Here is a 25,908-nt window from a genome sequence, read left to right on the forward strand (position 1 = left end):
TCGTACTCTCTTTTTAGTTATAGCAGTTCGAGTAGTGGTAGGAAAAGGGATTAGACTAATTTTGCTTCCGATGATGATTGATATTCGATATGAGGATCATGACTGTCTTGAGCCGAAGGTAATAAAACTTTAAATGTGGTTCCAACACCCTCTTTAGAACTGACATTAATTTTCCCCTGATTAATCTCGACAAAACGTTTACATAAGCTCAAACCTAAACCCGCACCTTTTTCACCTGCGGTACCTTTGAAGCTGGCAGTAATACGTGGATGGAACAAATTCGCCATTTGTTGCTTGGTCATACCGAGACCTGTGTCTCGCACTGTTATTTCAATATTTTCGCCAGTTTGTTTGGCTTCAATAAAAACTTTGCCCGAACCATCAACATCTGTAAATTTCAGCGCATTTGACACCAAGTTTTGAATCACTGAGGTCATCATATTGATATCAGCATAAATTTTTAAATCTTCTGGTACAGCATTCACCAATTCAATATTTTTCTTTAAAGCTAAGGTATATAAAACATCAAAAACGATATTACTGACTTGTCTAAGGTTAAAGTTAATTGGGTGATAAACAAAACGCCCACCCTCAGCCATCGCCCATGTCAGTAAGCTTTCGAGTAAGTTATAGGTCGATTGCGAAGTGTCATATAGATAGTCTGCAATGTTTTGAATGCTCGATTCATCTAAAGTTTCACGCTCTTTGGCGAGTACTTCTGAAAAACCTAGCAGACCATGAAATGGTGCTCGAAGATCATGTGAAATGATTGAAAAGAATTTTGTTTTACTTGAGTTAATCGCGACTTGTTGCTCATAGAGTTCGTTTAACTCTTCATAGTTAAACTTCAACTCGACCTGTTGCATAAAAGTAGAACAGTAATCGAGCAATAACTGGATGTCTTCATCTTCAAATGTTGCTGCATCGTCATCAAAAAAAACGGCGAAGCCCATAGAGGTTTTATCAGGGTGTAGAAGATGTACTGCCAACGCCCTACTGCACTCAATATTTAATTCTTTTAAATAGTTGGTTAAATTTTGATAGGAAGGATGTAAGTGATTAATCACCTGTTGTTTAGCAAAGCACTGTTTTAAATGTTTTGAAGGTTTAAACGAAATGGCGGTCATACCATCTGGGCAACGATGCCAAAAGTAAGGTTCTTGATTAAAAGTCAATAAGGCTTTTTTACACTTCAAAAGACGAAGACTAAACCGGAAAAATTGCTCGATATAGTTCTGCTCGGCATTTAATCCAAGCAAAAGCGATATTCTACAAGCACTTAACTGCTCAATCTGGTTTAGTTCTAAATGTTGGAATGTCATTGCCCGCCTCACAGATTTTGTCGTTTTTGGTCGGAACCGCTCTTAAAAGAAATGTACTTATAATCATTATGATCTACTACAAACTTTAACACAGTACATTAAAAGAGCAACTTTCTTTTCAAAATAGAAATGTGAAGTTTCAATTAAAGGTTTTTAGATACACAAAGTGGGCAGTTTTTAGGAAAATACAACAAATGTTTGAAGGTGGAGAGTTGTAAGATGATAGAAATGCGAGTTCATAAAACAGCCTCATGATCAATAGACAGAGAGAGAAATGCACTCAACACTAGACGTTAATAGCCAAAAGAAAATGACGGCTGAAGAAATACTGGAAGAAATTGAATATCCACTTGAGAACCTTCAAAACTTACTTTTTGCCTTTTCAAAAATGAAAGTCGATGATGGTTTAAAAGAACAAGAATTTAGCGCCATCATCAACACGCTTCACCACCATGTGGTCAACATTAACCGCGCGGTTCATGCTAACCGGCTTAGGCCGGGTTTTCAAATTCAGGAAAAAACACATTTCCACTCTTCATATCTAAAATGACTTATTTTATGAAATTCAATAGCATAGTTTTTAAATATCTCTACATTACCGAACATTGTAAAAATTTCTGTATCGTGTAGCTCTATTACATTAAATATTGGGGTGATCCAAAATAATATTAATTGTTCATGTTGAAACATTGAATTTGATAATACACTTTTATAAAAATCCTGATCTTGTTTTTCTAAGTTTGAATTCCTAATTAAATTACAAAGATCGATATAAATTAGAAAATATGAAATTAGTAATGAATATGAATCGTATCCAAGATCTGCAATTATTTTATCGAACCGTTCTTCTAGCTCTTCTGAACTAAGTTTGGAAAATTCATTATTATTTTTTTCTAAAATTCCATGAAATCTAAAAGCTAATTCATCCATTACTTTTAAAGCCGAGACTTGTTCAAATTCTGGAATACCATTTTCTTCAGTAATAAACCGATCAAGTACAACACTATTTAATTTATCCTTTTTAAAGTTTAATAATGAGTAAAACTTATTTGCGAAGATCGCATTTCTAGATTCCTTAACTTGTTCATCATGAGCTAATTTAGCCAATGTAAGTTGTTTTGCATTTATTTCACGTGTTTCCCTTAAAGAGGTTACTTGAAGCCATGTAGAAAAAGCTACTGCACATAAAGCAATTGATGAAATAAGTGTGTTTAAACTTCCATAAATATCACCAAATGCTCCAAAATTAGTGAAGTCCTTTGGAAATTTATAAGCTTCAATTAAAAGCTTAAAAATAAAAGGAAATGCTATCCATAAAGAAATAATAGATAGAATTCCTACTCCCCACGCAATTTTCTTTTGAAAGTCAGTTAAATTCATATTCAATTATTTTATTTAAATTGATTTGCATAAGTCTCTGCTATAGAGACTAACCCCGAACGCATTTCTTCACGTGTTTGACGGTACAACTGAATCAGCTTTGCTTCATCATATATTATCAAAATTCCGTAAAAAATTTCTAAAACAAAAAACCCCTAAGCCGTTAGCTTAGGGGTTTTCGTAGAATCTTACGATTCTGAATATGGTCCCGAGGGTCGGACTCGAACCGACACGTCATCTCTGACAGCGGATTTTGAGTCCGCCGCGTCTACCAATTTCACCACCTCGGGAGAGGAAGTATGTTTGTGTTGCGTATATTAGCGCGTTTGTAAAACTTGTCAAACCCTAAGTGAATATTATCGTTCACTTTTAGATCACTTAAACATTTTTCATGATTTAAGCCAGAAGCACAGCCATAAAAAAGCGAAAAAGTTTATACTAGGCCCAATTTTTGCGGTGTTTTTTTCTAAATATGCAACTGTCTGACTTTTCCTTTGAATTACCTGATGAACTTATTGCCCGTTACCCTCTCGAATCACGTAGTGCTTCACGGTTGTTGCACTTAGACTCAAAGGGTCAATATCACGATCACATGTTCACAGACATTATCGATCTGTTCGAAGAAGGTGATCTGTTAGTGCTCAATGACACAAAAGTCATGAAAGCACGACTTAAAGGAAAACGTTCTACAGGCGGTGCTATCGAGATTTTGGTTGAGCGCATGCTGAACCACACCACAGCGTATTGTCATATCAAATCTAGCAACTCGCCTAAAGCAGGTGCCGAGCTTTTTGTTGGTGCAGATAACATTCCTGTGATTGTTCGTGGCCGTCACGAAAATTTATTTGTGGTTGAGTTTTCACAGCCAATCTTGCCTGTCCTTGAGCAATATGGTCAATTACCTATTCCGCCTTACTTTAACCGTGAAGCAGAAGAAATTGACACCGAACGTTATCAAACGGTTTTTCATAATCCTGAAAAAATTGCCAGTGTTGCCGCACCCACTGCAAGCTTACATTTTGATGAAGCACTTTTAGAAAAATTAGAACAAAAAAATGTTCAAAAAACTTTTGTGACTTTACATGTTGGGGCTGGCACATTTATGCCAGTTCGTACTGATGACATTACCAACCACATCATGCACAGTGAGTGGTGTGATGTACCTCAAGAAACAATTGATTTAATTTTGGCGACTAAAGCACGCGGAAATAAAGTGATTGCCATAGGTACAACTGCAACACGTGCTTTAGAAAGTGCAGCTCAAGCTCATGGCGGTAAAATTGCGGCTTGGACTGGCGACACACAAATCTTTATCTATCCAGGCTATGAGTTCTGCATCGTAGACCGTTTAATTACCAACTTCCATTTACCAGAATCGACCCTGCTTATGTTGGTGTCAGCTCTTTCAAATCGCGACAACATTTTAGCTGCCTATGAACATGCAGTTAAAAACCACTATCGTTTCTTTAGTTATGGCGATGCAATGCTGATTGATAAATTAGAAGTTTAAAAAATTAAGGTTGGGTTAAACCACACTGGTAAATTAAAAGGTTTAACCCAGCCCAAATGTTTACAATAAAAAATAATGAATTTAATCCTGTGAGTTTCAGAAATTTATAGATAAAACTCAAGCATCAATTTTTTGAAGACAATTTCTTAATTTAAAAGTATTTAGTATTTATCTCTTTCAATTTAAAAGATAATCTTAGATAGCACTTTTTTATGATAATCAACTCATTACCTCCATGCCAATCGATACCGTACAAGAAGCTCTTCATATAAGACGTAAAAAAAATACACAGGTTTTTCGCAATATTGCTCGACTTTGGGATGCTGGACAAAAATCTCATTCAGCCCAAGATCTTTTAGATGCTTTACATCCTTGGCGTGAAGATCACAACCTTCGCTTTTTTAATGTGCTCCCCTACTTACTCGCAATTTGCAGCATCACAATATTGGCCTTTGGCTATTTTCTTCATCCGCATATTCAATATATTTGGAGCTTTTTAGGTGCATTTTTAACAGGGTTTCTGGCGTATTTACTCTATCAATCTCAAGAACCTTTAACGCAAGTCGTTCGTTATCTAGAACAGCGTATGGTGATATTGCGTTATGGTTTACAATTTCAGCAGTTGCCAGCCTATCTTCCCATTCATGCGCAGCCAGTTTTAGTTCTGAGCAAATTAAAACAGTATTTCCCACTGTTTAACCGAGGGACTGAATCTAACGAAATTACCCAATATGCTTCGGTCACATGGAACGATGGCGTAACCGATCATCAAGTCTTGCTGTTTCAATATCATTACGTTAATGAAATACCAATTATTCAAGATCAAAGTAGCGATAAAAAAATTATAAAAGAAATTCATAAAGATTTATGGGGCGCTTTTATATTTGAAATGCCTGCCCTAGGTATTGCTGTCAGCAATCAGCGTTCTCGGTTTTTTACTCCCTACAGCAGTAAATGGCAAAGTAGTGATATTTTGATTAACCAAGAACTTAATATTTTTGGGGTTAATCAACATCAGTTAGCCAAAGAAGTCAGCCCAAGTCTAACTTTAAAATTACATGACTTTTTTCAGCACTTTACAGGTGATTTAATTTATCATCACGAAGAACAAATTTTGTGTTATCTGGGTGAGCAAAACCTTTTTCAGACCACCGGTAAGCAAAGTGAAATTCATGATGTTTCAGCATTGCGTGGGCACTTGCGTACCATGACCATGCCGCAATATGAAAAATTTCAGCAATTTATGTTGAACTTAATTAAATAAATCTCTCGTATTACTTAACTGGTGACTCATTAAAAAATGAGACATCCAAAAGTGTACTGAGGGAATAACAATAAGAGGACCGACCATGACTGGTTTATTTATTTTCCTGGGGATTTTTGTTGTACTGATTGTCTGGGGCGTTCACATCCGCAATACCATCGTACGTTATTTTAATGCGACCAAACGTGCTTGGGCAGAGGTTACCAATTTCGAGCGTCAAAAAGTCAAAACTTTAGAAGCGCTTGAAACAACACTGAATCAATATACTCAGTTTGAAAAATCGACATTAGAAAAAGTCACCGAACTACGTCAACAAATTCTTAATTTAAATGTGAATAACACTGATATTTCTCAGCTACACCAAATCGAGAAAATGAGCCAAGAACTGATTCGAAGTTTAAATGTTGTGGTTGAAAATTATCCTGAGCTTAAAGCCGATTCACTCTATAGCAAGATGATGGATGATATTCAGGAACAAAACGAAAATGTAGGTGCTGCGATTAGTATCTTTAACCGTAATGTAGAATTATTTAATAACCAAATTGAAGTATTCCCTAACAATCTCATCAATACATTAACTTTATCTAAGAAAGCTATTCGTCCTTTTAAGGATAATCTTGTTAATGAAAATTTTGACTATAAACCTAATTTTTAATAGGAAAAAAACAGCCCCTAACCTGTCGGAAATTTTATCTATTTTATAGCCAGCTACATTTAGTAGTAGAACTACATCGCAGAATCAAGGAAAATAGCTCTCTTTTTAGCAGCGAACTGTTTCTTCGCCTCTGCTCGTGTTCAGGATTTTTAGATGAAGTTTGAAAAATTAGGTCAGTCGGGGCGCGCCCGTCGTGGTCGTTTAACTTTAGAGCATGGTGTTGTTGAAACACCTGTTTTTATGCCAGTGGGGACTTACGGCACAGTCAAAGGTATGTTACCGCGTGATATCGAAGACATTCAGGCACAAATTATTTTAGGAAATACATTCCATTTATATTTGCGTCCGGGTCTTGAAGTGATTAAAGAACACGGCGGTTTGCATAACTTTATTAAATGGGATAAGCCAATTTTGACTGACTCTGGCGGTTTCCAGGTTTTTAGTCTTGGCGCAATGCGCAAAATCAAAGAGGAAGGTGTTACTTTCCGCTCACCGATTGATGGTTCAAAAGTATTTTTATCTCCTGAAATTTCTATGGAAATTCAGCAAGTTTTGAACTCTGACATCGTCATGATTTTTGATGAATGTACACCTTATCCTGCAACTCATGAAGAAGCACAAAAATCATTGCAGCTTTCTTTACGCTGGGCAAAACGTTGTAAAACCCATCATCATGATGAGCTCAAAAATAAGAATGCATTATTTGGCATTATTCAAGGCGGTATGTATGAAGACTTACGTGATGAGTCTTTAAATGGTCTTCTTGAAATCGGATTTGACGGTTATGCGATTGGCGGTTTATCTGTAGGTGAACCTAAAGATGAGATGATCAAAGTTTTAGATTATCTACCAAGCAAAATGCCACAAGATAAACCGCGTTACTTGATGGGCGTTGGTAAACCGGAAGATATCGTTGAAGCGGTGCGCCGCGGTGTCGATATGTTCGACTGTGTAATGCCAACCCGTAATGCGCGAAACGGTCATTATTTTGTCACTGATGGTCTGGTACGTATTCGTAATAGTAAATATCGCCATGACCAGAGCCCGCTCGATCCACATTGCGATTGCTACACTTGTAAGAACTTTACCCGTGCTTATCTATTCCATCTTGAAAAATGTGGAGAGATGTTAGCGTCTATGCTCGGTACCATTCATAACTTACGTTATTACCAACGTTTAACTGAAGGTATGCGTGATGCATTAGAGAATGGCACATTTGACGAATTTGTTCAGGACTTTTATGCCCGTCGTGGTTTAGAAGTTCCACCATGTCTGGTTGATGAATAAGCCCGATTTGCGCTCAACCTCAAGACAAGGTAAATTGCAAAACGAATTAGGATTATGTCAGGTATCTGACTCATATTTTTAACTTTAGGAAATCAAAATGAGCTTTTTAATTTCTGCTGCACATGCAGCACCGGCAGCTGGCCCAACTACAGGTATTTTGCCAAACATCTTGATGATTGTCGTATTCGTTGCAATCTTTTATTTCTTAATTTGGCGCCCTCAAGCAAAACGTGCTAAAGAGCACCGTTCTTTAATCGAGAGCTTAGGTGTAGGTAGTGAAGTTGTGTTCGCTGGTGGTTTAATGGGCAAAGTGACCAAAATTGAAGGTGACTATGCAGTTGTTGAACTTAGCCGTGGTGTAGAAGTAAAAATTCAGCGTGCCAGCGTAATTTCAGTATTGCCTGAAGGCACTCTAAATAACCTTTAATCATAAAACAGTCGTGCTTTAGCACGGCTTTTTCATTTAAGAAGAAAGCGAATGCGTTACCCTGCATGGAAATATTTACTGATTCTGGTTGTTCTGGTAATCAGTACATTATACGCACTGCCTAGTCTATATCCGGATGAGCCCGCCGTTCAAATTTCCGGTGCCAAAGCTGGCACCCAAATTGATCAAAGTGTGGTGCAAAAAGCAGAGCAAATTTTAAAAACAGCAAACCTTGCAAGTCACGATAATACTTTTACAAATAATGCTGCCCTATTGCGTGTCAGCTCTTCTGAAGCGCAGTTGAAAGCAAAAGAAGTATTACGCCGTGACTTAGGTGATCAATATGTTGTCGCCCTAAACCTTGCACCAACCACACCGGAATGGTTGCAAAAGATTGGGGCAAAACCAATGAAACTTGGTTTGGACTTACGTGGTGGTGTCCACTTCTTGCTTGAAGTAGATATGGACAAAGCCGTTGCCCAACGTATGGAAACTTCTGCCACCGATTTGCGTCGTCAGTTCCGTGAAAACAAGATCAAATTTAACAGTCTTGCATTAACCAATAATGTGATCACAGTTCAATTTGCTGACAATGCTGACCGTGATGCAGCAATGGATTTTTTACGTCGTAATGGGAATGAATATACCCAACAGGCATTAGCAAGCTCTACAGGTTCTACTTTAAAGCTTTCTTATACTGATGTACGTCGCCAAGAAATTCAGTCATATGCGGTGAATCAAAACTTAACAACATTACGTAATCGTATTAACGAGCTTGGTGTTGCAGAAGCATTGGTACAAAGTCAGGGTAGCAACCGTATTGTCGTTGAATTACCGGGTGTTCAGGATACAGCTGAAGCGAAACGTGTTTTAGGCCGTACTGCAAACCTCGAATTCCGTTTGGTTTCTGACGCAAATGATCAATATATTGACCCATATACAGGTAAATATAATGGTCAACCTTTACCTCCGGGCACAGAAGTTTTTGCTTATGAGTCTTTAGATAGCGGCCGTCAACTTTTGTTGCAACGTAACCGTATCTTGACGGGTGAGCGTGTTCAAAATGCAAGCTCTGGCTTTAGTCAAGACTCTGGTGGTGCCGAGGTAAATATTACCCTCGACAGCGCTGGCGGTAAGCTTATGTCCGATGCAACTCGTAATGCTGTTGGTAAACGCATGGCGGTATTGTTCATCGAAAATAAGCAAAAAATCACTTATGTCACAGATCCTAAAACTGGCGCACAAACAGAAGTTCGTACTCCATACACTGAATCTGTAGTCATCAATGCTGCAACAGTTCAGGCCGTTTTAGGTTCAACTTTCCGTATTACCGGTTTAAGTTCTCCTCAAGAAGCATCAGAACTTGCATTAATGCTACGTGCAGGTGCTTTGGCTGCGCCAATGTATTTTGTTGAAGAACGTGTAGTTGGTCCAAGCCTTGGTCAAGAAAACATTGATAAGGGCGTATTATCAACTCAAATCGGCTTCTTGCTTGTTGCAATCTGGATGGTGGTTTTCTTCCGTCTATTCGGTTTAATCGCTAACTTTGCACTCGTTGTTAACTTGGCAATGATTTTAACGGTTATGTCATGGATTGGGGCTTCCCTCACCTTACCAGGTATTGCGGGTATCGTTATTACCATTGGTATGGCCGTCGATGCGAACGTATTGATATGTGAGCGTATTCGAGAAGAAATGCTCTGGGGTGCATCGCCCAAACAGGCCATTGTGGCCGGTTATGATCGAGCCTACAACACCATTTTTGACTCGAACTTAACGACGTTCCTCGTTGCATTCATTTTGTTTGCAATTGGTACAGGCCCGATCAAAGGTTTCGCCGTAACATTAATGATTGGTATTGTGTGTTCGATGTTTACTGCAATTACAGTGACTCGCGCAATTGTACAAATCATTTATGGTAAACGCCGTAATTTGAAAAAGTTGAGCATTTAAGGAGATCGATGATGACTAAAGTGACTCAACAAGATTCAAAACAATATGGACGTCCGGATGATGCAAAAATCATCCCGTTCATGAAGATTGCCAAACCTGCGGCAATCTTCTCGATCCTTATTACGTTAGCGAGTATTTTCTTTATTGTAACTAAAGGTCTTAACCTCGGTTTGGACTTTACAGGTGGTGTTTCAGCTGAGCTTAACTACGCTCAACCAGCAAATCAGTCTGAAGTTATTCAGGCACTCGACAAAGCTGGCTTTAAAGATGCTGTAGTACAGACACTTGGTAGCAATAAAGACTTACTTGTGCGCATGCCGGTACAAGAAGTTAAGGTTGAAGACCTTAATAACACGATTACTAAGGCTGTACAGTTGCCAAACAATGCCGCAGAAGTTCATAAAGTGGACTCTGTAGGTGGTCAAGTTGGTAACGAGCTTTATGTTCGCTCTGCTGGTGCGGTTGCACTTGCACTTATCTTAATGTTGATTTACGTGACGATCCGTTTCGAGTTCAAACTCGCGATGGGTGCCGTGATGTCTTTATTCCACGACATCATCATTATTATTGGTGCTTTTGCATTATTCCAATGGCCATTTGACCTTACGGTTTTAGCTGCGGTACTTGCTGTCATTGGCTTCTCGCTTAACGATAACATTGTAGTGTCAGACCGTATCCGTGAAAATTTCCGTAAAATTCGCGGAGCGACTCCTCGTGAAATCATCGATATTGCTTTAACCGAAACTTTACGTCGTACCATTCATACATCAATGACCTTATTGCTTGTAGTTCTAGCAATGATGTTCTTAGGTGGTGATGGTCTACACTGGTTCGCTGTTGCAATGTTTGTTGGTGTCTTTGTAGGTACTTACTCTTCAATTTATATCGGTACAGCTTTTGCCTTATGGCGTGGACTTAACCGTCAGGACTTCATCGTTCAGGTTAAACCTGAATTTGAAGATGAAATTCCTTAAGTTGGATAAAGTAAGACATATAAAAAAACCGCGATTCATTCGCGGTTTTTTTATTTAAAGCATATTATTTACGGCGCAATGCATCCGAAATCGCTTCAACCAACTGTTGCGAAATTTCTTGTTTAGATGCTTTCTCTAACTCACGCTTTTTCATGTGATAGTTTTCAGCAAAGAAAACCGTCATGGCATTTTCATCAGAAGCAAAACCAATATCTGCACGAGACACATCGTTACATGCAATCATATCTAGTTTTTTAGCGACTAGTTTTCCTGCTGCATATTCTTCAACATTTTGTGTTTCGGCTGCAAAGCCCACCATAAATGGACGTTTTTCCTGACCCGCAATGGTTGCCACAATATCCGGATTTTTCACAAGAGATACATTCAACTCATCCCCTGCCTTCTTAATTTTATGCTCGGCAACTTCTGCTACGCGATAGTCCGCGACTGCAGCAGTTGCAATGAAGATATCACAGCCTGTTTCTAACGAATCCATGCTGATATCTAACATTTGTCGTGCTGAGGCAACATTTACTCTTTTTACACCATTTGGTGTATCTAAACTTACAGGTCCAGCAATTAGCGTCACTTGTGCACCAGCAGCGTAACAAGCAGCGGCTAAAGCAAAGCCCATTTTACCAGTACTGTGGTTCGAGATATAACGAACAGGGTCAATCGCTTCACGCGTTGGTCCAGCGGTAATCACAACTCGCTTTCCAGCCAACAAGCCAAATTTTTCAGCGATTGCACGTTGAGCCTGATGAAAATAGCCAGCGACTTGCCTTGCAATTTCTTCTGGCTCTGGCATACGGCCTAAACCGACATCACCACACGCTTGCTCACCCGCATCCGGCATAATCACATGTACGCCATCTTCGACCAAGGTTTGTAAATTTCGTTGTGTTGCTTTGGCTGCCCACATTTGCTGGTTCATGGCAGGCGCAACCCACACAGGAGATTTTGTTGCCAAAAACACTGTACTGAGCAAGTCATCTGCTAAACCATGCGCAAATTTTGCCAAAGTATCGCAGCTTGCAGGCGCAACCAGTAATAAATCAGCCCAACGCGCTAATTCAATATGTCCCATCCCAGCTTCAGCCGCAGGATCTAAAAGTTCAGTATGAACGGGATTACCAGAAAGAGCCTGAAACGTTAGTGGGGTAATAAATGCCTGAGCACCATGTGTCATGACCACACGCACATCAAAGCCATAATCTTTAAGGCGACGGACTAAAATGGCACTTTTATAGGCAGCAATTCCGCCAGTGACAGCTAAAACAATGTTTTTATGAGGAATAACACTTAGATCAAAGCTCACGAACAGGATACCTTACTGTTGCAGTGGCGCTCACAATAGCATTAAATACGCGCAGACCCAAGATTGATTGGGCAAACAAAATAAAATTTTAAGCGAATTATGCTGGGGAATATGAATACTTCTATTAAAAATTGGCCCGAACAAGAACGGCCAAGAGAACGGTTATTACAACAAGGTCCGCAAAGTCTATCTGATGCAGAGCTACTGGCGATTTTTCTTCGCTCAGGTTCACGACAACATTCAGCAGTCGAACTATCACGTTTACTCATTCAGCACTTTGGTAGCCTAAATTCAGTATTTGATTCATCGTTAAGTGAGTTAACTCAATTTAATGGAATTGGAGCAACAAAATATTCACAATTATTGGCAGTCAAAGAACTCGGGCGGCGTTATCTCGATCATCACTTTCAGCAAAACAATCTTAGTCTCCACTCTTCTGATTTAGTTTTGGATTATTTGCGCTACGAATTAAAAGGCGAGAAACAAGAAGTCTTTGCAGTGCTTTGTCTAGACCCTGAATTAAGAAAACTTCACTTTAAAAAGTTATTTTTTGGGTCAGTTCAACATTGTGCGGTTTCAGTCAATCAAACCTTACGCTACGCTCTACAGCAACATGCTTGCCAACTGGTCATTGCACACAATCATCCATTTGGTTCAGCGCAGCCTTCTGCCGAAGATATTGCCTTAACTCAGCAACTGGAACATGCCTGTCAGCTTGTCGAAATACGCCTCTTGGATCATTTTATTATCTCACCCGAAGGAAGCTTTTCATTTGCTGAACAACAACTGCTCAACCCAACAATAATATCAGTTCAATGATATTGACAAAGGGGCACTAAGCCTAGAAGATCAAAGCAAAAATAGTGACGTTAAAAACAAAATGATTGTTCGTGAGCAGCCTAGTATTTTCAAAGTATTATTCTCTTGGCGAGGGACAATTTTACCCAAAATTTTACCCTCTCTAGGGGTCGTTATGCTGATTTCGGCAATCATTGGGGGCGTAGAATATATCAATCTTTATCGCTTTCCAGAGATTCCTTTGGTTGGCTTTACTCTTATTGGCGTCGTACTTTCTATTTTCTTAGGATTTAAAAATACTGCATGTTATGACCGTTGGTGGGAAGCCCGAAAATTATGGGGCGTTTTAATTGCAACTTCACGCCATTTTGACCGTGACTGCAGAATCTTGACTCAAGCCCGCCGTGAACGTGTTATTCAGCATGTGATTGTTTTTGCTAATGTGTTACGAGATCGTTTACGTCGTCAGACCGCGAACCCAACTGAGCTCATACAAACCAGCGGTATGAGCCAGCAAGCACTCACCCAGCTCTATCAGCAAAATAATGCCCCTCAGTACACACTTAGCCTCATTCATTGGGAATTATTGCAAGCGCTTAAAGAAGGTGAAATCTCAGACATCATCTATGCACAGATGAATAGAAATGTTGCAGATTTAAGTGTCGTGCAAACTGGCTGTGACCGAATCGCCAATACACCAATTCCATTTGCCTATTCAGTTTTGCTCAATCGCACTGTCTATTTTTTCTGTTTTATGTTGCCATTCAGTCTTGGTTCATTGCTTGGGTTAGCAACACCTTTACTGGTGGGAATTTTAGCATATACATTCTTAGGACTTGATGCACTCAGCTCGGAAATTGAAGAGCCTTTCGGTACCCAAAGTAATGATTTACCTTTAGACGCCATGGTGCGTAGTATCGAAATTGAACTTTTAGGGACTTTGGGGAAACCTACCCCACCACCAATTCAAGCTCAAGATAATAACTTGTTGTAATGTCTTAGAGAAAACGTTCCCAAACACCTTGCTGATTAGCCGTTGGTTTAGGTGTATTTCCCAGCTTAATCCATGGCATATTTTCACCATGAAAATCACTGCCAATCGATACAGCTAATTGATATTGCTCAATCATCCGATCAATCATCTGGCGAGTAGATAAAGTTTCCATCGGTGGAGGTAGCTCAATTGCGTCTCCACCTGAAGTTGCGAACAATTCAATTAAATATCGAACGTTAGTTGCAGATAAATCATAACGAGTCGGATGTGCTAAAACTGCCAACCCTTTACTTTCGTGAATCATGTCAATTGTTTCTTTCAACCCTAATCCTTCAAACTTTACAAAAGCACGTCTTCCTTCTTTTAAGAAACGATCAAACGCTTGTTGAGGACGGGTTACAACTTTCTTTTCGACCAGTGTTTTAGCAATGTGTGTTCTGGTGATGCGGTCTGCCTGATCTTCTACTTTGGCAAGAACATCCTCATAAATCTGAAAACCAATACATTTTTCTAATAAATCGCAAATTACTTTAGCTCTTTGCGCTCGTACTCTTTTTTGTTGTTCTAATGCTTCTAAAATTGGTGCTTCATTTTGCATGTTTAAAGCAACAATATGTACGCCATAACTCTTCTTCGTTGTTGGACGTGACCACTGACTTGAAATCTCTGTACCAGAAATGATTTTTAAATCATGACCTTGTGCAGCAATTCTAGCTCGCTGCAACCCATCCATTGTATCGTGGTCAGTTAAAGCCAAAGTATGCAAATTCACATCTATAGCAGCTTGCACCAGTAATTCTGGAGACAAAGTTCCATCAGAAATATTGCTATGTGTATGTAAATCTATGCCTTGCATCTTTTATACTATGCCATTCACCAAACCTGATCAGATACTCTAACATGAAAGCACTTCTGGACTTTGTTCCATTAATTATTTTCTTCTATTTATATAAAACAGTTGATCCAACCGATACACAGCATCCTTTACTTAAACTGATCGGGTCTGCTGGTGGTGCCGATAATAATAATATTCTTGTAGCGACTACTGGCTTAATTATTTCAATGCTTGTGGTATATGGTGCCCTATTTGTTTTCCAAAAATTCCGTCTAGATAAACAACAGTGGTTTGTATTGTTTATGACTGTCATTTTTGGTGGCATCACCCTCATGTTAAGTGATGATTTCTATATTCGTCTGAAAGCTGCAATTTTGAATTTGGTTTTTGCAGGTGCATTCTTAGTTTCACCTTGGTTTGGTAAAGATCGTAAGCCACTCATACGACGTCTATTTGACCCTATTTTAGAGTTAAGTGAAAAAGGTTGGAAAAATCTAAATTTTGCTTGGGCAGTCATGTTTGTGGTGATGTCTTGTTTACATATCTTCTTCGCGTTTTTATTTCACGGCGGAAAATATTGGGGTGAATTCACTGCATTTGGTGACATGATTGTCATGTTTTCATTTATCATTATTCAGTTCATTATTTTACGTAAACATTTTAAGTCACCTGAAGCTTAAAATGATTCCTGATTGATTACAGAGATACGATTACATGCCTTTTTTTGTTCTAAGCTGTACCGATAACGAAGGAACTTTAGAAAAACGCTTGGCCGTACGCCCTCAGCATATCGAACGTTTGCAAAAACTTGATGATGAAGGCCGCCTTGTTACAGCGGGAGCTATGCCAAAAGACCCGAATGATCCTCAAGCAGGTTTTTATGGCAGCACCATGATTGTTGAATTCGACAGTCACGAAGCATTAGACGAATGGTTAAAAGAAGAACCATTTCTCAAAGAAGGCATTTATGCTCATATTGATGTAAAACCGTTTAATAAAGCATTTCCAAAAGGGTAATCATATGCACCCTGCAATAAAAAGCTTTCTCGGCTTGTGTTTGATCTGTTCAACTGCTAGTGCAGTTGAACCTGCTGCCACACCAGCAACGACTCCTCCAAGTGCACCTTCAACTCAGATTGCGAACAAGCCAGTTCCAACAGCTGGTACAACGGCGTCGACCGCAATAAAACCACTCACGGCTGAGCAACTTGCAAAGAATAAACAACAGCAAGATGCGAAAATCAAAGCTTTAGTTCAAGATCAAGCATCTCGTTTAAAACAGTTAGAACATGCCAACCTTGAAGCACTCGCCCAGAACCAAGAGTTACAGTTAAAAAATGATAGCCTCTCTGTTCAGGTTCAAGTCTTACAAAGCGAACGTAGTGCGCAAATGTTTTTATATGGCGCGGTTACCTTAGCTGGTGGCGTATTGCTGGGTTTCTTTATCTCTAGTTATATCCATACAAAACGTCGACGCCAGTGGTAAACCCAAGCGATCTATTAAACTAAATGAACGTATCAAACCGTATACAAACAGCAGAACTGGACTGGGAATTAATCGATGGTATCGAGGTTCCCATTTCCAAACAATTTGGTGATGTCTATTTCTCTAAAGATAATGGCTTGCTTGAAACACGGCATGTTTTTCTAAATGGTAACGACTTATCAGAGCGCTTAGCCAATCTAAAAGATTTTGAATATTTCAGTGTAGGAGAAACCGGTTTTGGTACGGGTTTAAACATTCTTGCACTTTGGCAACTTTGGCAACAAGTCCGTCCTGATAATCAAAGCCATTTACACGCCATTAGTGTTGAAAAATTTCCATTAAGTAAAGCCGACCTCATTCGCGCTTTAAATGTCTGGGATGAGCTTAAACCACTTGCAGACCAGATAATTGAACAATATCCGCTACCTATTGCCGGATGTCATCGTTTAAGTTTCCCTGAAGAACGTTTTAGCATCGACTTATGGCTAGGGGATGCACAAGATATTTTCCCAAGCATGGCTAAAACTAAAGCAATAAATGCTTGGTTTTTAGATGGCTTTGCGCCCTCTTGCAATCCAGACATGTGGGAACAAAATGTTTTAAACCATATTGTTCGTCTTTCTGACTATGGCAGTACATTTTCCTCTTTTAGTGTCGCGGGTGTTTTAAAACGTGGGCTAAAAGCGCATGGTATTAATATTTCTCGTCCACGTGGTTTTCGGCATAAACGGGAAATGCTCAAAGCAATCTGGAACCCACCTCAATCTGATGATGAGTCCTCCTCATTAGACCTAGTTCATTCATTGGGTAAGGGACAACAGCATATTGCGATTATTGGGGCCGGTATAGCTGGTTTAACTACGGCGTGGGCATGTGCAGCGCGAGGGCATCAAGTCACCCTATATGAGCGAACAGAAGCATTATCTGGCGCTTCTGGAAACCCTTTAGCCCTACTTAATCCAAAACTATGCCCAATTGAGCAAAGTCATGAACATCTGATGACCTTAAGTTGGCAACATGCCTTGAATTTTTATAAAAATTTTCAAGCATTTCGTCCACTTCAAATACAACAAATCGCCTTGAAAAATGCAGACGAACTTCTCGATCTTGTAAATCAATATCCAGCTCAGGTTGTTACTCACTCAACCAACTCACTTGAAACTGCATATTCAAGTGTTTTACTTACCGAAGCGGGCTCGGTTTCACCACATCAACTACGTGATGAAATTTTGCAACATCCTTTGATCGATTTAAAAATTCTCAATATTACAGAGCTTGTATCTTGTGAAAATAAAGTTCAATTGAAGACTGGCAATGAAGTTATTGCAGAGGCAGACAATGTTGTTGTGTGCTGTGCACGTCAAAGCGCGACTTTTTTTGAAAGCTATCCACAGTTAAAACCAATACGTGGGCAAGTAAGCTGGGTTGACAATACTTTTGCTCCCCTACCTATACAGGAAGCTTATAGCTATGGCGGCTACTGTATGCAACTTAATGCTTCACAGATGATTTTAGGTGCGTCTTTCTACCCAAATCGTGAGGATCAAGAAGTAGTGCCAGAAGACCATGTGCATAACTTTGAATTAATCCACAGCGTATTCCCTGAATATGCACAACAATTGCCTTCTACGACTACTTGGCAAGGCCGAGCATCTATCCGCGCACAAAGCTTAGATTATTTTCCTCTCGTTGGAAAAATGCACGAGAATAGCCGAATTGCTACTTTTGCTGGTCTTGGCTCTAAAGGCTTCTTATTTGCTCCGCTATGCAGTGAGATCTTAGTTGCCCAAATGTTAGGAGAAGCTTGTCCAGTACCGGACCGCCTATTACAAAAATTGAATCCGCAACGATTCCAAAAAAAAGTAAAACCTAAAAAGCCTTATTTCAAACCACAATAGTTCAATTCCATAAAAAAGCACCCGAAGGTGCTTTTTTTTATGCGCCCTGCTCTAGAGGCAAGCCGGCATCACGAGCTGCACGTGTCCCCCCCATCAGCACGACATATTCACGCGAGGCATCGAATCCTTCTAGTGTCTCAGCTGCACGAGGAGCTTTGCTACCACCACCACATAAAATATAAATCGGCTGACCCGCAGAGACCTGGTTCAAAATATCAGCATTCAAATCATTAATCGGGCGATTTACCGCACCTTTAACATGCCCTTCTGCATAAGCATTTGTATCACGGACATCCCAGATAACAGCATTTTCTGGGAATTCAAATGTTGTAATTTCTTGTTTACGGATCATTGTGCACTCCTTTGATGTAAACAACACTTGGCAAATGAAGAAAACCCTCTTAGCATCTCAAATATTCTTTCCCTTTGTAAAGGTCTAAACTATGCCTTCTTTCGATATTGTCTCTGAATTAGAGATTTTTGAAGTTAATCATGCTGTACAGAACACACAAAAAGAGATTGCAACACGTTTTGACTTTCGTGGTCATGATGTTTCAGTCGAAATAAACGAAAAAAATAAAGAAATTAAAATCAGTACCGAAAGTGATTTCCAGTGTGAACAAGTTTACAACATGTTAGAAAATCATTTTTACAAACGTAAAATTGATATACAAGCTCTAGACCCGCAAAAAGCTGCTGCTTCAGGCAAAAATTTTGTACAGGTCATTAAACTTAAAGACGGTCTTGACTCAGATACTGCAAAAAAAATTAATAAAGCCATTAAAGAAAGTGGCGTTAAAGTGCAATCTTCTATCCAAGGCGACAAAATTCGTGTAACGGATAAAAAGCGCGACACTTTACAACAAGTGATGAATTTTTTACGTGAACAACAATTTGGTGTGCCATTACAGTTTAATAACTTTAAAGATTAATCTCTTGTCGTGACATTTAAAGCTAAGGTAATTCCATGTCTCAATCCAATCGTCTATCAAAACTGGTAAAAGCGACTTCAAAATTCCCTAAAGGTATTCGGAGTACACTTTGGAGCAAGGCGTTTGGTCGTATCGTACCAATGGTGGGTACAGCAAATATTCGCTATCTGGAAGTAGACTCAAACCACGTTACTGTCCGTTTAGAAAATCAAAAAAATATGCAGAATCATATTAAAGGAGTCCATGCTGCTGCTATGGCTCTTTTAGCAGAAACTGCGACTGGTTTCCTAACGGGTTTACACATTCCTGATAACCGCATTTTATTAATCAAATCATTGCATGTAGATTATTTAAAAGTGGTTGAAGGCGGTTTGACTGCCACCGCAACGTTATCTACTGAACAGCAAAAGTTTATTGCGGATAATGAGAAAGGTGAACTTGTAATTCCGGTTACTGTTATTGATGATGCAGGCAATGAACCAATTCATTGCCAAATGCTGTGGGCATGGTTACCTAAACGTAAGAAATAAAGATATAAAAAAGCCCAAATTTGAATTTGGGCTTTTTTATTATTCACAAGATGTTAAAAACTTTTGTCTCGCTTCTTCAGGAATCTGACGCTTATTACCTTTCACATCAACTGCTACAAAGGTAAAAACTCCTTCGGTAATGCGTATTGGCTCACGAGAGTCATCATGACTATCCCAAACTTCAATTTGCATCTGAATAGAAGTATTTCCAACTTTTAAGATTTTGGTATAGCAGCTAATGACAAAGCCAACCTTTACCGGAACCAAAAAGGTCATTTGATTAATGGAAATCGTAGCACAACGACCACGACTGAAACGTTCTGCGTGAATTGCTCCAGCCAAGTCCATTTGTGACACAATCCATCCACCAAACACATCACCACTCCAGTTTGTATCGGCTGGCATGGCAATCGTTTGTAAGGATAAAACCCCTTCTGGTTTGGTATAAGCTTCTGACACCTTAGCTCCCGAAATTCGTTTGAAGTTGTTGATCAAGCCACTGCTGCAATTCAGGCGCACGTAATGCGCCGCTAATACGTGCAACCTCTGTCGTTTTGTTCATTAAGACAAGTGTCGGAATACTTCTCACATGAAAAGCTTGGCTCAAGCGAGGAGATTCTTCGGTATTAATCTTGGCAAAAATAACGCCTGGATTCTGTTTTGCGACCTGTGCAAAATGTGGCGCCATCATTTTACAAGGTCCACACCATTCTGCCCATAAGTCTATGAAAATAGGTAGATCACTATTCGTGATGTAGTTACTAAAATTTTGCTCATTTAACTCAATAGGTGCAAGCGGTAGTAATGGCTGATGACATTGCCCACAGCTTGGTTGCTCAGGAAGTTTTTCTTCCGGAACTCGGTTTTTTGCACCGCACGATGCACATACAATAATCATTTACACCACTCCTATATGCTGATGTAAAAATTCTAATTGGGTTATCACTGCTTTTTCAAACCATGAACCGTGATAAATATCAAAATGTTTCATATCCCACTCATGATAACTCACAAAAGGCGCAATATTTGTCGCAGCTTCGCGACTTGATTCAATAGGAATAAGGGAATCTTTTTGGGCTGCAATAAATAAAACCGGAATATTAATCTGGCGTACAACTTGAATTGGACGGTATCTCATCAAATTAAAAAAGACACGGGCTGGGACTTCCCCACTCCAATAATAGTCAGGATTTACAATCGATAAATAACCATAATAACTATCAGCTGTAGGCATAAAACATAAATTATGTTGATCGATGACAGGCAATCTTTTGGGATTAAGCCCCATTTTTGATCCCATATAGTCCTGACTCGATAACTTCAATGCTTGAGGATAGCGCTGTAAAGGATAAAGCTTGGCAGTTTCAGCTCCATCGACATAAGGAATTTGTACTAAAATTGCCTGAATATTTTTTAATTCAGACGCCAGACTTAGCGCATATCCCCCACTTAATGAAGTCCCCCACAACACGATCCTTCGATTATCCACAAGCTTACAGGTAGAAGCATATTGAATTACGGTCTTCCAATCTTCTAACTGTGAGTTGATGGAGACCATTTCTCTTGGCTTGCCAGTGCTCCCACCCCAATAGCGATAATCAAACAGAATAACAGCGTAACCTGCTTGAGCGAACCGCTGAGCATATTGGATTAATTTAAATTGACGCAACGCAGCAAAACCATGGGCCATAATAATTACGGCAGATTTTTTATTTGTTTTTGGAATATAAAAATCAGCTGCGATCGTTTCCTGACCACATGGAACATATAAAGGCTCAACCGTATAAGCGTGCATATGTGCTCCGTTGAAATAGAATATGAATAACCAATTTTAAAATAGCTTGATGATCATTTTTAAAATTTATAACTTAGCTATAAGGCATAACTTTCTCAGTCAGAACAACACACGAGTGTCTTGTATCTCAGGTTAAGCTTAATGCTATGATACAGCATAAGAGGTTTTGTTAAATTTTGGAGTGACGAAATGTCAGAGAATGTTGGTTTCGCAGGTCAAATTGGTCCAGAGCATGTTGGCCAAGTTGTAGAAAAAGGATTTAAATCGATTATTAATAATCGACCAGATATGGAAGGCGGCCCAGAACAACCTACAAGTGCTCAAATTGAAGAAGCAGCACGCCAAGTAGGCTTAGACTACGTTTATCAACCTGTTGTAGCTGGACAGATTACAGAACTCGATGTACGTACTTTCGCAAATCATTACAATGAGTTGCCAAAACCTGTACTTATGTTCTGCCGTACAGGAAACCGTTCAAACAATCTATATCAATTAGCAAAACAAATGGATTTGCTAGACGATTAATTTTTAAAAATTAATATTTTATAAAACCCTATTTCTTCTTTAAAGTAGGGTTTTTTGATAACTTAGTTTGCATATCTCTGCACGAACTCAACAGAACTAAAAATAATATTGATCTAAAGTATTTAAATCTTTTTGAATCTTTTATTAATTTTTATGAATAAATTTATATTTGCTCTTTTAACCTGCTTAATTCTTACAGCATGCTCATCAATGCAAGTAAAGCCTACAGTTGGAGTAACTATGGGTACACATATCTAAAAAAGAAGCAGCTTAAATGCTGCTTCTTTTTACATTAATTACCATTTGCACAATTTGGATCTAGTCCATATGGGCTTTCTATATTCGGTCCATTAAGATCAATAAGACTAACATCTTTACTTAAATAACCTAAAGTTAAAGATGTAGATCCCCTGATTAAACTTCCTGAAACTGTAGATTTAGCCGTTAGCTGAACAGTTAACCATGATGCATAAATTTTAGGATATTGAATCTTAAGATCAAAGCGACCATTCGTATCTGTCGTATATTTATTATTCGTTGCAGCGGTACCTGCACTATTAATATATGATACAACTTGGACCGTTGAATTTTCTTTAAGCGGCTTTAATTGATTAATAACTTCTCCATTAACATTTACAGCTTGAACTGGTGAAGTACACGCGGCTCTAATAACAGGAAGATATTCATCTGATTTACCATCAGCAGGACTAGAAGTATCAACGAAACCGAATCGCCCTTTATAATAGGCAAGAGCATTAACACCCATTGTTACATCTTGATTTGCTATTGGCTTACCATCTACATCAGTCACTTGTACTGAGATATTTTTATAGTAATAGACTCCATCGCTTGAGTCTTCCATGGTCGTCGGATTATATGCTACAGCAATTGCACCCACCGCTACCGGTACATCAGAATTAACAACATCAAGTTTATAAGTATAAATTTTCGTTGATTGACCAAAGTTAGCTTCTAGGACAAGATCATCTGTCACAAATTGTGCAGCATTATATGAGGAATTTCTTTGATTTTCACTAAAAGATAAAGTATAGCTGATCTGTCCATTCGCATCTGTTTGAGTTGCATTCGGTGTAAATCTGACACCGTTTAAAGCTGAGTTTTTAACTTTAAGTGTAATCGCCTGATTCGCCAAAGTGGAACCATTTGCATCTACAGCTGTTAATGTAACTGTTGTCTGATCTCCTCTAACGTTTAGAGAAGTTTTTGTTGCATCAAACAATACGATACTCGTGGTATCAGCTTCAACAGTACTATTACTGCCTGTCACTGTTATAGTTTGTTCTTGAGTAAGCGTACCATTATTTGTAGATGCAATTAATTTAAAACCATTTTTCACCAACTCATTTAGTGAAATTGATGTTTTTGGTGTTTTTATAATGTATACAGCATTACCTGCTGCATCTGTAGTTTGGGTTGATACCCCCTCTATAGACACATTATTTGTTGGATCAACTAATGCCAAAGTAACATTAGCACCAGCAACGCCACCTTTATTTTTATCTAAAGCTCTAACAGTGACTGTTAAAGTATCATTCGTCGCCGTAACTGATAATTTATCAAGTTCTATCTTTAATGCTGAAGCAGTTATTTGCTGAGAACTGCTATTATTTCCAGATGATGAGTTGCTATTTGATGAGCCATTTTGATAATAACCATCTCCACCTCCCCCGCCACAACTTGCTAACATAATAGATACAGCAATAGCCGACAACTTCAAGGTAAGTTGTTTTTTATACATACTTTTCATTTCCCCAATCTTTCCTAAAGGTATAAGATTTTTTAATTATTTATATTATTAGTGTAATCATATTCACTACACTCTGTAAACATAAATTACATTATGTTTTATTGTGTAACCTGTTAAATGAAAAATTCATAGATAATGGAATTTATAATGTTCGATATTATTATCATTGGTGCAGGTACCGCTGGTATTAGCGCCTATAAAGAAGCAGTTAAACACACTAATAATCTTTTAATTATAAACGATGGGCCATGGGATACGACATGCGCTCGTGTAGGCTGTATGCCGAGTAAAATCCTCATCTCTACAGCAAACCGTATGTTTGACATTCAAAATGCTCAAGAGGTCGCTTTGGATGTATCTGCAAAAATTAATACGACTCAGGTTATGCAGCATGTACAAACATTGCGTGATCGTTTTACACAAGCAACTTTAAAAGATGTAGAACAATGGCCTGCTAAACATAAAATTTCTGGTAAAGCACATTTTATTGATGCACAGACTGTAGAAGTTAACGGGAAACATTACCAATCAAAAAGTTTTATTCTGGCGGTTGGTTCAACTCCTAATTATGATCAAGCCTGGAAGCAAGAACTCGGTAATCGACTTATAACAACAGATCAAATATTCGAATTAAAAACACTACCTAAATCTATTGCCGTCATTGGTAGTGGTGTGATTGCCCTTGAGATCGCGCAAGCCTTGCATCGTTTGAGCGTAGAAACCACTATATTTGCTCGCAGTAAACGAATTGGAATACTGACTAGCTCGAAACTTCAACAACTTGCGCAAAAAGAGCTAGGGAAAGAATTAAAAATTCTATTCGAGACTTTACCAAGTGAAGTTAAGTGTAATTCTGAGGGTGTCATATTAAATTATAAGCTTGAAGAAAAAGAGAAAACTCTCAAAGTTGAATATGTTCTAGCTGCAACTGGCCGTTCAAGTTTACTTGATACTTTAAAACTAGAAAATATTGATGATTCTTTTAAAGATATTAAGTCATTACCTATAAATGCAAAAACCAAGCAATTAGAGACCTATCCAATTTTTATTGTGGGTGATGCTTATACCTCAACACCATTACAACATGAAGCAGCACATGAGGGGAAAAAGGTTGTTCATAACTGTTTGAACTATCCACAAGTCAATCCAGTTAAGACTCTTACTTCATTAGGAATTGTATTTAGTGATCCAGAAATGGCGATTGTTGGACAAAGCTATAAACAACTAAAAGACACTGGTATAGACTTTATTACAGGTGAAGCTTCTTATGAACGACAAGGCAGAGCTATCGTTCTTGGAAAAAATAAAGGTGCCATTGAGGTTTATATAGACAGAGACAGTCAAAAACTTCTCGGTGCTGAGTTATTTACAGAAGCAACAGAGCATATGGCTCATCTATTAAGCTGGATAATAGGTGAAGATTTAACTTTAAATGATATTTTAGAGAAACCTTTTTATCACCCGACTCTAGAAGAAGGTCTTCGAACTGCTTTAAAACATGCTCGTAGACAGTTGAAATAATCAATTTTAGAAGAGCTCTTTTAATAAAGGTTGGCTCTTCCATACATTAAATTGTTTTAATTAATTCATTTGATGGGAAATAACCGCAACTAGTGAAGCATTTTTTTCAGATGAACTAGTATATATCCATGTCTCTAAAGCCTTTCCATCTTTAGAAATAATATAATTTGTTGTGGTTAAATTTTTATCTTTAGATATTTCCTTTTTGTAAGTTAAACCAGTAGATTTGGGTGGCAACCAGCTTTCTAAACTCTTCTGAATTTCAGTTGATTTTCCTTTATTTATAAATAATGAACATACGCCATTATCAAGTTGAGTAATAACCAACTTTCCTTCTGAAGAGTTTATTATCCAAGCGTTCCCATTATAATCTTTTAAAAAATGTGCAGCATACTCATTAGGCATTTGAATAAACCCCATATTTTTTGCTTGTTTATTTATTATTTCTGGATTTCCTCTAGAACTAACACAAATATTTAAAAAAACTTTTGTGCTAAATAAACTTTCTACAGCTTCATTAGCATAGATAGATTTACTACCAAGTGCTATAGCTAGCATACAGACAAATATTTTTAATCCTACAAATTTCATTATTTATACTCTTGTTATCATTTTAAGGTATTTGGTTTATATCATAATTCATTCCAAAATTACTCTATCATTTTCAATTTTCCAGACATAAAAAAAACACCCTCAACTGTAAAGTTGAGGGTGTTTAGAATAATGAGCTGGCGAT

General features: G+C 38.4%; 27 protein-coding genes, 1 tRNA gene and 2 pseudogenes. 18 read left to right on the top strand and 12 right to left on the bottom strand.

The genetic code is table 11. From position 1 onward, the window contains the following. Window positions 1-50: 50 nt before the first annotated feature. Window positions 51-1,322, bottom strand: coding sequence for a sensor histidine kinase KdpD (locus RMB03_RS14790; RefSeq protein ID WP_017389863.1), 1,272 nt, complete (start codon window positions 1,320-1,322; stop codon window positions 51-53). Between the two features lie 274 nt (window positions 1,323-1,596). Between RMB03_RS14790 and RMB03_RS14795 the strand changes: the two are divergent. Beyond that, window positions 1,597-1,806: pseudogene (locus tag RMB03_RS14795) on the top strand (hypothetical protein); the annotation flags it as partial. Between the two features lie 26 nt (window positions 1,807-1,832). Here RMB03_RS14795 and RMB03_RS14800 read toward each other — a convergent pair. The 3 genes and pseudogenes from RMB03_RS14800 to RMB03_RS14805 form a co-directional block, all read right to left on the bottom strand. Beyond that, on the bottom strand, window positions 1,833-2,702 hold the full coding sequence (locus tag RMB03_RS14800) for a hypothetical protein (protein WP_311076739.1): 870 nt from the start codon (window positions 2,700-2,702) through the stop codon (window positions 1,833-1,835). 11 nt (window positions 2,703-2,713) lie between these two features. Next, window positions 2,714-2,812: pseudogene (locus RMB03_RS21085) on the bottom strand (XRE family transcriptional regulator); the annotation flags it as partial. Between the two features lie 93 nt (window positions 2,813-2,905). Further along, a tRNA-Leu gene (locus RMB03_RS14805) sits at window positions 2,906-2,992 on the bottom strand. 182 nt (window positions 2,993-3,174) lie between these two features. Here RMB03_RS14805 and queA point away from each other — a divergent pair. The 7 genes from queA to secF all read left to right on the top strand — a co-directional run bounded on the left by queA (window position 3,175) and on the right by secF (window position 10,772). Beyond that, window positions 3,175-4,212 (top strand): tRNA preQ1(34) S-adenosylmethionine ribosyltransferase-isomerase QueA, encoded by a 1,038-nt coding sequence (gene queA, locus RMB03_RS14810; RefSeq protein WP_311076740.1) that lies wholly within the window; start codon window positions 3,175-3,177, stop codon window positions 4,210-4,212. A 235-nt stretch (window positions 4,213-4,447) separates the two neighbouring features. Then, window positions 4,448-5,476, top strand: a complete 1,029-nt coding sequence (locus tag RMB03_RS14815; protein ID WP_311076741.1) for a hypothetical protein — start codon at window positions 4,448-4,450, stop codon at window positions 5,474-5,476. An 85-nt stretch (window positions 5,477-5,561) separates the two neighbouring features. Then, window positions 5,562-6,131, top strand: a complete 570-nt coding sequence (locus tag RMB03_RS14820) for a LemA family protein (RefSeq protein ID WP_311076742.1) — start codon at window positions 5,562-5,564, stop codon at window positions 6,129-6,131. A 153-nt stretch (window positions 6,132-6,284) separates the two neighbouring features. After that, window positions 6,285-7,418 carry a tRNA guanosine(34) transglycosylase Tgt gene (gene tgt, locus RMB03_RS14825; protein ID WP_311076743.1) on the top strand — a complete coding sequence of 378 codons (1,134 nt, stop codon included), beginning with the start codon at window positions 6,285-6,287 and terminating at the stop codon, window positions 7,416-7,418. Between the two features lie 97 nt (window positions 7,419-7,515). Further along, complete coding sequence (gene yajC / locus RMB03_RS14830) at window positions 7,516-7,845, top strand: preprotein translocase subunit YajC (RefSeq protein ID WP_003655131.1); 330 nt, start codon at window positions 7,516-7,518, stop codon at window positions 7,843-7,845. A 51-nt stretch (window positions 7,846-7,896) separates the two neighbouring features. After that, entirely contained in the window at window positions 7,897-9,798 is a 1,902-nt protein-coding gene (gene secD, locus RMB03_RS14835; protein WP_311076744.1) for a protein translocase subunit SecD, read from the top strand. Between the two features lie 8 nt (window positions 9,799-9,806). Next, window positions 9,807-10,772 carry a protein translocase subunit SecF gene (secF, locus tag RMB03_RS14840; RefSeq protein WP_311076745.1) on the top strand — a complete coding sequence of 322 codons (966 nt, stop codon included), beginning with the start codon at window positions 9,807-9,809 and terminating at the stop codon, window positions 10,770-10,772. A 64-nt stretch (window positions 10,773-10,836) separates the two neighbouring features. On the opposite strand, the gene coaBC is transcribed toward secF, so the two are convergent. Next, window positions 10,837-12,090 (bottom strand): bifunctional phosphopantothenoylcysteine decarboxylase/phosphopantothenate--cysteine ligase CoaBC, encoded by a 1,254-nt coding sequence (gene coaBC, locus RMB03_RS14845; RefSeq protein WP_005050195.1) that lies wholly within the window; start codon window positions 12,088-12,090, stop codon window positions 10,837-10,839. 99 nt (window positions 12,091-12,189) lie between these two features. On the opposite strand from coaBC, the gene radC reads away from it, so the two are divergent. Together radC and RMB03_RS14855 are read left to right on the top strand one after the other, a co-directional pair. Next, a complete protein-coding gene (gene radC, locus RMB03_RS14850; RefSeq protein WP_311076746.1) occupies window positions 12,190-12,909 on the top strand; it encodes a RadC family protein in 720 nt (239 codons plus the stop codon). A 61-nt stretch (window positions 12,910-12,970) separates the two neighbouring features. Then, on the top strand, window positions 12,971-13,882 hold the full coding sequence (locus RMB03_RS14855; protein ID WP_003655126.1) for a bestrophin family protein: 912 nt from the start codon (window positions 12,971-12,973) through the stop codon (window positions 13,880-13,882). A gap of 4 nt (window positions 13,883-13,886) precedes the next feature. Here RMB03_RS14855 and RMB03_RS14860 read toward each other — a convergent pair whose 3' ends face one another. Then, on the bottom strand, window positions 13,887-14,738 hold the full coding sequence (locus tag RMB03_RS14860; RefSeq protein WP_004638753.1) for a PHP domain-containing protein: 852 nt from the start codon (window positions 14,736-14,738) through the stop codon (window positions 13,887-13,889). 44 nt (window positions 14,739-14,782) lie between these two features. Here RMB03_RS14860 and RMB03_RS14865 point away from each other — a divergent pair, with 44 nt between their 5' ends. From RMB03_RS14865 to mnmC, 4 genes are read left to right on the top strand one after another with little or no spacing between them, the layout of a single operon-like run. Continuing rightward, complete coding sequence (locus tag RMB03_RS14865; protein ID WP_045435602.1) at window positions 14,783-15,397, top strand: septation protein IspZ; 615 nt, start codon at window positions 14,783-14,785, stop codon at window positions 15,395-15,397. A gap of 34 nt (window positions 15,398-15,431) precedes the next feature. Next, entirely contained in the window at window positions 15,432-15,734 is a 303-nt protein-coding gene (locus tag RMB03_RS14870) for a YciI family protein (protein ID WP_311076747.1), read from the top strand. 4 nt (window positions 15,735-15,738) lie between these two features. Continuing rightward, on the top strand, window positions 15,739-16,203 hold the full coding sequence (locus RMB03_RS14875; RefSeq protein ID WP_311076748.1) for a hypothetical protein: 465 nt from the start codon (window positions 15,739-15,741) through the stop codon (window positions 16,201-16,203). A gap of 23 nt (window positions 16,204-16,226) precedes the next feature. Continuing rightward, a complete protein-coding gene (gene mnmC, locus RMB03_RS14880) occupies window positions 16,227-18,101 on the top strand; it encodes an FAD-dependent 5-carboxymethylaminomethyl-2-thiouridine(34) oxidoreductase MnmC (RefSeq protein ID WP_311076749.1) in 1,875 nt (624 codons plus the stop codon). Window positions 18,102-18,138: 37 nt separating this feature from the next. Here the strand turns inward: mnmC and RMB03_RS14885 are convergent, their stop codons facing one another. Continuing rightward, window positions 18,139-18,453 carry a rhodanese-like domain-containing protein gene (locus RMB03_RS14885; RefSeq protein WP_004638747.1) on the bottom strand — a complete coding sequence of 105 codons (315 nt, stop codon included), beginning with the start codon at window positions 18,451-18,453 and terminating at the stop codon, window positions 18,139-18,141. A gap of 91 nt (window positions 18,454-18,544) precedes the next feature. On the opposite strand from RMB03_RS14885, the gene RMB03_RS14890 reads away from it, so the two are divergent. Both RMB03_RS14890 and RMB03_RS14895 read left to right on the top strand, forming a co-directional pair. Beyond that, window positions 18,545-19,033 (top strand): YajQ family cyclic di-GMP-binding protein, encoded by a 489-nt coding sequence (locus RMB03_RS14890; RefSeq protein WP_005036089.1) that lies wholly within the window; start codon window positions 18,545-18,547, stop codon window positions 19,031-19,033. A gap of 35 nt (window positions 19,034-19,068) precedes the next feature. After that, the gene (locus tag RMB03_RS14895; RefSeq protein ID WP_209734957.1) at window positions 19,069-19,563 is read left to right on the top strand and encodes a DUF4442 domain-containing protein; all 495 of its coding nucleotides are present in this window, start codon (window positions 19,069-19,071) and stop codon (window positions 19,561-19,563) included. 39 nt (window positions 19,564-19,602) lie between these two features. Here the strand turns inward: RMB03_RS14895 and RMB03_RS14900 are convergent, their stop codons facing one another. The 3 genes from RMB03_RS14900 to RMB03_RS14910 are packed head-to-tail and all read right to left on the bottom strand — an operon-like array spanning window position 19,603 to window position 21,358. Further along, a complete protein-coding gene (locus RMB03_RS14900) occupies window positions 19,603-20,022 on the bottom strand; it encodes an acyl-CoA thioesterase (protein ID WP_281832575.1) in 420 nt (139 codons plus the stop codon). A 1-nt stretch (window position 20,023) separates the two neighbouring features. Continuing rightward, window positions 20,024-20,461, bottom strand: coding sequence for a thioredoxin TrxC (gene trxC, locus RMB03_RS14905; RefSeq protein ID WP_004638738.1), 438 nt, complete (start codon window positions 20,459-20,461; stop codon window positions 20,024-20,026). After that, on the bottom strand, window positions 20,462-21,358 hold the full coding sequence (locus tag RMB03_RS14910; RefSeq protein ID WP_311076750.1) for an alpha/beta hydrolase: 897 nt from the start codon (window positions 21,356-21,358) through the stop codon (window positions 20,462-20,464). 189 nt (window positions 21,359-21,547) lie between these two features. Between RMB03_RS14910 and RMB03_RS14915 the strand changes: the two genes are divergently transcribed. Further along, entirely contained in the window at window positions 21,548-21,883 is a 336-nt protein-coding gene (locus RMB03_RS14915) for a TIGR01244 family sulfur transferase (protein ID WP_005036085.1), read from the top strand. Between the two features lie 292 nt (window positions 21,884-22,175). Here the strand turns inward: RMB03_RS14915 and RMB03_RS14920 are convergent, their stop codons facing one another. After that, window positions 22,176-23,651, bottom strand: a complete 1,476-nt coding sequence (locus tag RMB03_RS14920) for an Ig-like domain-containing protein (RefSeq protein ID WP_311076751.1) — start codon at window positions 23,649-23,651, stop codon at window positions 22,176-22,178. Window positions 23,652-23,798: 147 nt separating this feature from the next. Between RMB03_RS14920 and RMB03_RS14925 the strand changes: the two genes are divergently transcribed. Beyond that, entirely contained in the window at window positions 23,799-25,172 is a 1,374-nt protein-coding gene (locus tag RMB03_RS14925; RefSeq protein WP_311076752.1) for a dihydrolipoyl dehydrogenase, read from the top strand. A 60-nt stretch (window positions 25,173-25,232) separates the two neighbouring features. Here RMB03_RS14925 and RMB03_RS21090 read toward each other — a convergent pair whose 3' ends face one another. Continuing rightward, window positions 25,233-25,763 (bottom strand): NMCC_0638 family (lipo)protein, encoded by a 531-nt coding sequence (locus RMB03_RS21090; RefSeq protein ID WP_336622893.1) that lies wholly within the window; start codon window positions 25,761-25,763, stop codon window positions 25,233-25,235. Window positions 25,764-25,908 lie beyond the last annotated feature (145 nt).

This window comes from Acinetobacter sp. V91_7 (assembly GCF_031799075.1).
GTDB classification, from domain to species: Bacteria; Pseudomonadota; Gammaproteobacteria; order Pseudomonadales; family Moraxellaceae; genus Acinetobacter; species Acinetobacter calcoaceticus.

What these genes read in the sequence shown, in the direction of transcription:
- RMB03_RS14790 (WP_017389863.1), bottom strand. Translation starts at nt 1,322, where the DNA reads ATGACATTCCAACATTTAGAACTAAACCAGATTGAGCAGTTAAGTGCT.
- RMB03_RS14800 (WP_311076739.1), bottom strand. Translation starts at nt 2,702, where the DNA reads ATGAATTTAACTGACTTTCAAAAGAAAATTGCGTGGGGAGTAGGAATT.
- queA (WP_311076740.1), top strand. Translation starts at nt 3,175, where the DNA reads ATGCAACTGTCTGACTTTTCCTTTGAATTACCTGATGAACTTATTGCC.
- RMB03_RS14815 (WP_311076741.1), top strand. Translation starts at nt 4,448, where the DNA reads ATGCCAATCGATACCGTACAAGAAGCTCTTCATATAAGACGTAAAAAA.
- RMB03_RS14820 (WP_311076742.1), top strand. Translation starts at nt 5,562, where the DNA reads ATGACTGGTTTATTTATTTTCCTGGGGATTTTTGTTGTACTGATTGTC.
- tgt (WP_311076743.1), top strand. Translation starts at nt 6,285, where the DNA reads ATGAAGTTTGAAAAATTAGGTCAGTCGGGGCGCGCCCGTCGTGGTCGT.
- yajC (WP_003655131.1), top strand. Translation starts at nt 7,516, where the DNA reads ATGAGCTTTTTAATTTCTGCTGCACATGCAGCACCGGCAGCTGGCCCA.
- secD (WP_311076744.1), top strand. Translation starts at nt 7,897, where the DNA reads ATGCGTTACCCTGCATGGAAATATTTACTGATTCTGGTTGTTCTGGTA.
- secF (WP_311076745.1), top strand. Translation starts at nt 9,807, where the DNA reads ATGATGACTAAAGTGACTCAACAAGATTCAAAACAATATGGACGTCCG.
- radC (WP_311076746.1), top strand. Translation starts at nt 12,190, where the DNA reads ATGCTGGGGAATATGAATACTTCTATTAAAAATTGGCCCGAACAAGAA.
- RMB03_RS14855 (WP_003655126.1), top strand. Translation starts at nt 12,971, where the DNA reads ATGATTGTTCGTGAGCAGCCTAGTATTTTCAAAGTATTATTCTCTTGG.
- RMB03_RS14860 (WP_004638753.1), bottom strand. Translation starts at nt 14,738, where the DNA reads ATGCAAGGCATAGATTTACATACACATAGCAATATTTCTGATGGAACT.
- RMB03_RS14865 (WP_045435602.1), top strand. Translation starts at nt 14,783, where the DNA reads ATGAAAGCACTTCTGGACTTTGTTCCATTAATTATTTTCTTCTATTTA.
- RMB03_RS14870 (WP_311076747.1), top strand. Translation starts at nt 15,432, where the DNA reads ATGCCTTTTTTTGTTCTAAGCTGTACCGATAACGAAGGAACTTTAGAA.
- RMB03_RS14875 (WP_311076748.1), top strand. Translation starts at nt 15,739, where the DNA reads ATGCACCCTGCAATAAAAAGCTTTCTCGGCTTGTGTTTGATCTGTTCA.
- mnmC (WP_311076749.1), top strand. Translation starts at nt 16,227, where the DNA reads ATGAACGTATCAAACCGTATACAAACAGCAGAACTGGACTGGGAATTA.
- RMB03_RS14885 (WP_004638747.1), bottom strand. Translation starts at nt 18,453, where the DNA reads ATGATCCGTAAACAAGAAATTACAACATTTGAATTCCCAGAAAATGCT.
- RMB03_RS14890 (WP_005036089.1), top strand. Translation starts at nt 18,545, where the DNA reads ATGCCTTCTTTCGATATTGTCTCTGAATTAGAGATTTTTGAAGTTAAT.
- RMB03_RS14895 (WP_209734957.1), top strand. Translation starts at nt 19,069, where the DNA reads ATGTCTCAATCCAATCGTCTATCAAAACTGGTAAAAGCGACTTCAAAA.
- trxC (WP_004638738.1), bottom strand. Translation starts at nt 20,461, where the DNA reads ATGATTATTGTATGTGCATCGTGCGGTGCAAAAAACCGAGTTCCGGAA.
- RMB03_RS14910 (WP_311076750.1), bottom strand. Translation starts at nt 21,358, where the DNA reads ATGCACGCTTATACGGTTGAGCCTTTATATGTTCCATGTGGTCAGGAA.
- RMB03_RS14915 (WP_005036085.1), top strand. Translation starts at nt 21,548, where the DNA reads ATGTCAGAGAATGTTGGTTTCGCAGGTCAAATTGGTCCAGAGCATGTT.
- RMB03_RS14920 (WP_311076751.1), bottom strand. Translation starts at nt 23,651, where the DNA reads ATGAAAAGTATGTATAAAAAACAACTTACCTTGAAGTTGTCGGCTATT.
- RMB03_RS14925 (WP_311076752.1), top strand. Translation starts at nt 23,799, where the DNA reads ATGTTCGATATTATTATCATTGGTGCAGGTACCGCTGGTATTAGCGCC.
- RMB03_RS21090 (WP_336622893.1), bottom strand. Translation starts at nt 25,763, where the DNA reads ATGAAATTTGTAGGATTAAAAATATTTGTCTGTATGCTAGCTATAGCA.